This window comes from Mesorhizobium sp. M7A.F.Ca.AU.002.02.1.1, from assembly GCF_003998535.1.
In the GTDB taxonomy this organism is placed as follows: Bacteria; Pseudomonadota; Alphaproteobacteria; order Rhizobiales; family Rhizobiaceae; genus Mesorhizobium; species Mesorhizobium ciceri.
The window spans coordinates 1-4,330 of the sequence record NZ_RZPB01000527.1 but is presented as its reverse complement, the minus strand read 5'-3'; the positions used below and the strand labels follow the sequence as shown (position 1 = coordinate 4,330).

The window sequence follows — 4,330 nt, the reverse complement described above, 5'->3', positions numbered from 1 at the left end:
ACTTCGACACGTTCAGGCAGGTCATCACCGGCAGCGGCATCCACGCTTTGTTCGACCTGCCATGGTCGCCCATCTACATCGGCATCATCTTCCTGCTGCATCCCTGGCTCGGCTTCTTCGCGCTGGGCTGCTCGCTGCTTCTGGTCGCCATGGCGGTGCTAAACGAATATATCGTGCGTTCGCCGCTGAAGCAGGCCAACGACCTGGCGACGACCAACTATAATTTCACCGAGATGAGCCTCAGAAACGCCGAAGTCGTTCGCGCCATGGGGATGATCGACGGCCTCATCCGCCGCTGGGGACGCGACCGCAATTTGGCGCTGCGGCGCCAGGCGGAGGCAAGCGATCGCGCCGCACTGATGTCGGGTCTGATCCGTTTCCTGCGGCTCACCATGCAGTCGCTGATCCTCGGCCTCGGCGCCTATCTGGTGATCGAACGGCAGATCACCGGCGGCACCATGTTCGCCGCGAGCCTCTTGCTGGGCCGGGGGCTACAGCCGGTCGAGCAGATCGTCGGCCTTTGGCGCAGCCTGATCCTGGGGCGGGCGGCGTTGGCAAGGGTCGAGAAGCTGGTCGACGGGGGCGCGCAGAGCGAAAGATCGTTCAACCTGCCCAAGCCCACCGGCAAGATTTCGGTTGAGCAGGTCAGCTTTGCAATTGCAAGCCAGCAGAAAGTGCTTCTGCGGGACGTATCGTTCCGGCTGGAAGCAGGCGAGACGCTGGGAATCGTCGGCCCTTCCGGCGCCGGCAAGTCGACGCTGGCGCGTCATCTCGCGGGCGTCATGCAACCCAGCCGTGGTACCGTCAGGCTGGACGGCGCCGACCTGTCGCAATGGGGACACGACGCGCTCGGCGACCACATCGGCTATCTGCCGCAGGATATCGAACTCTTCTCCGATACCGTCGCCGCCAACATCGGCCGCTTCAAGACCAATGTCGACCAGGAGGTCATCGAGGCCGCGCGGCTCGCCGGCGTGCATGAGATGATCATCCGCCTGCCGCAAGGCTATGAGACGCAGATCGGCGAAGGCGGCGCAGTGCTGTCAGGAGGATATCGCCAACGGATTGCTCTTGCCCGCGCAGTGTTCGGAACTCCGAACCTGATCATTCTCGACGAGCCCAGCTCCAATCTCGATGCCGATGGCGACCGCGCGCTGAGCGACTGCGCGATCGAACTCAAGCGCCGCGGCAGTACGGTGATCATCGTCTCTCACCGGCCCTCGACCCTGGCGAATGTCGACAAGATCCTCCTGTTGCGCGATGGCGCCGTCGAGGCCTTTGGCATGAGAAACGAGATCGTGGCGCTCCTCAACCAGCGCGCGGCGCCAATGGCGGTGGCAACGCAATGAGCCGTGTTTGGAGAGAGCGATGAGCGACGGCGCGCTTACCTACCGGAGCCTGCCTGGCGACGCCGGTATTCTGGCCCCGGATTCGATCCGGGTGCCGGCCTATATAGGTCTGCTGATCATCGTTGCTTTCTTTGGCATCTTTGGCGGCTGGGCGGCCTTTGCCCCGCTGAACGGCGCCGTGCTTGCCGACGCCATCGTCAAGGTGGATGGCAATCGCAAAAGCGTACAGCACTTCGACGGCGGTACGGTGAAGGAGATCCGCGTCAAGGATGGCGACGTCGTCAGGAAGGGCGACATAATGCTGAAGCTGGACGACACCAGGATTCGGTCCGAGTTCAATCTTTATGCCCAGCAATATGCGCTGTTGCGCGCAACCGATGCCAGGATCCGAGCCGAACTGGACGGCAGCGAGGTTGTTGCCTTTCCCAAGGACATTCTCAAAGAGCACGAAGACTACCTTAGGGATGCAATGGCAAACCAGATCGCCGATCTGGAAAGCCAACGCGCCTCGATGGCCGGCGCCAGGCAGATCCTCGAGCGGCGCATTGCCGAACTCGAGGAGCAGATCCAGGGCAAGCAGTCTCGGGTCGAATCTTACCATGCCCAGTTGCAATCGACGATCAACGAGAAGGCCAGCCTGTCGAAGCTGCTCAAGGCCGGATTGACGACCCGCCCACGCATCCTGGAGCTGGAAAGATCCGCCTCGGATCTGCAGGGCCTGATCGATGAGAACCTCGGCGCGATCGGCGGCAGCCAACAGAGCAAAGCCGAACTCGAAAGCCAGATCGCACAATTGACAAATGAGCGCCGAGCCAAGCTGTCGGCCATGCTGATCGATACGCAATCGAGCCTTTCCGACCTCGTGCCCAAGATGTTTGCCGCCCAGGCTGCCATGGACCGAGCCGAGGTGCGCGCGCCGTATGACGGCCAGGTGATGGATCTCAGCGTCTTCTCGATAGGCGCGATCGTTTCGCCGGGCCAGACCATCCTCGATATCGTGCCGACCGAAAATTCGCTGATCGTCCAGGCCCAGATTCGCGTCGAGGACATATCGAACCTGCGACCCGATATGGCTGCCGAAGTTCGTTTCACATCCTACAAGCAGCGCTCAATACCCATAATTCATGGCCGCGTCTCCCGCATTTCGGCGGATCGCATTACCGACAGCAAGACCGGGTTTCCCTACTATCTTGCCGACGTAGCGGTCGATCCGGTGGAATTGGCAGCAGCCCCACAGATTGCGCTTTATCCGGGCATGCCAGCGTCAGTCATGATCGTCACCGAGGAACGCACCGCGCTCGACTACATTCTGGGCCCGCTGGTTGTGTCGTTCCACTCCGCCTTTCGCCAGAAATGACGGATTAGCCAAGCGACTTCGCTTTTGAGGTGATTCTGACGCAGAGCAGTCGGAGACAAGCCGACAACCAGTCGCTCATGGTCTGCATGTTCCCTGCCGACAGCCCCTCTGTTTCTTTGGTGCTGGATCTGATGATCCTAGATGTTTGATCCCGGGCTTTATGGAGCATCCTTGTCTCCCGAATGAAAGGATGCGCTATGGGCCAAGTTCTGCATGGGAGCGCCAAAACGACAGAGGCGGTCCGTCGAGCGATACAGCATAGTCAAGAGAACCTGAGGGGCTGGCCAAGCGCTACGGGATCAACCGGAAGACGGTTGCGAAGTGGAAGAGGCGAGCTTCGGTCGCCGATCTATCGACTGGTCCGAAGGAACCGAGATCGAGGGTGCTCTCGATTGAGGACGAGGCGGACATTGTCGCTTTCCGCCGCTACACGCTGCTGCCACTCTTCCGTACGCACGGAACTGCAGGACATCATTTCCGCCCACATCTGGAAGCCGACAACTTTTCCTGAATGAGTGTGCGAAAAGAATGCATGGTTCCAAGTCGGCTGGCGGTTTGCGCGCCAAGGCTGGTTTGATCAGCTGCACACTGATCGTGACGACAACTGCAACCGTCGCGAGCTCCGGTCCTGGGCCAACCGACCACATAAGTTTATTCGTTTTTGACCAATACGCGCCGGTGAATTCCTGTAATCTTCGGAACAACACCGGGACAACCGGGTCAACCAGAAAGGTCGGGGAATGAAATACGTCGTCGATACGATCGGCGGTCCCGCAGGCGGTGATGCCTGGCAAGCCGCTGTTACCGAAGCCTATTTTCCGCTCGACACCGAGTATCGGAACCGTCGCGAATTTTCAGGCACGCTGGAAACCTTCTCGCTTGGGCTCGTCAGCGTGTCTAAAATGCGCTGCGATGCCGTAAGCTATCGTCGCCACCGCCGCCACTTCCTCAACGAGCGTGACGCCAGCCTGCTCATCACGATCCCGGAGATGTCGGAGGTGAATTTCTCGCAAGGGTCGAGAACCGTCAATTGCAGGCCGGGGGGCTTTCTCGTCGAGCGGGGAGATGCGCCTTACGAATTCTGGCACGGCAAGCCAAACGCGCTGTGGGTCCTCAAGGTACCATCATCGAGCGTTCGGGCACGGATCGGATCCGCCGAACGGCTCAGTGCGCTCAGTTTCGACGCGACCCAAGGCATCGCCGCGCTCTTCCTCGACACGGTGCGAACCACGATCGGTCATCTCGATGAGATCACTGAAGTCGCTCGTGAGATGATGGGCAGGCACATCCTGGAAATGCTGTGCCTGTCGATCGTGAGCGACGATCGCGTGCTGGACAGCAGCATCTCGTCGATCCGGGCCGGCCATTTGCATCGTGCCGAGCAGTATATTCGCGACAATCTGAAGAATTCCGACCTCGGCCCGCAGGCGGTGGCTGATGCCTGCGGCATCTCCCTGCGTTACCTGCAGGTCCTTTTTCAGGACAGCAACCAGTCGATCAACGGCTTCATCCGCGACGCCCGGCTTGAACTTTGCGCCGAGGAGCTGATGTCGGTGACCAACATCAGCAGCGTAGCCGAGATCGCTTACCGCTGGGGCTTCGCCGACCAGTCCCAGTTCTGCAA

Annotated in this window: 3 protein-coding genes and 1 pseudogene; all 4 read left to right on the top strand. The window is 60.3% G+C overall.

The genetic code is table 11. The features are described 5' to 3' along the window. Positions 1-1,349, top strand: a 1,349-nt coding sequence (locus tag EN879_RS25860; protein WP_127274328.1) for a type I secretion system permease/ATPase, incomplete at its 5' end; no start/stop codon positions are given. Between the two features lie 19 nt (positions 1,350-1,368). Further along, complete coding sequence (locus EN879_RS25855; RefSeq protein WP_063167461.1) at positions 1,369-2,706, top strand: HlyD family type I secretion periplasmic adaptor subunit; 1,338 nt, start codon at positions 1,369-1,371, stop codon at positions 2,704-2,706. A gap of 197 nt (positions 2,707-2,903) precedes the next feature. Further along, a pseudogene (locus tag EN879_RS25850) lies at positions 2,904-3,148 on the top strand (helix-turn-helix domain-containing protein); the annotation flags it as partial. A gap of 298 nt (positions 3,149-3,446) precedes the next feature. Beyond that, a partial coding sequence (locus tag EN879_RS25845) for a helix-turn-helix domain-containing protein (protein WP_127274327.1) occupies positions 3,447-4,330 on the top strand: 884 nt, incomplete at its 3' end.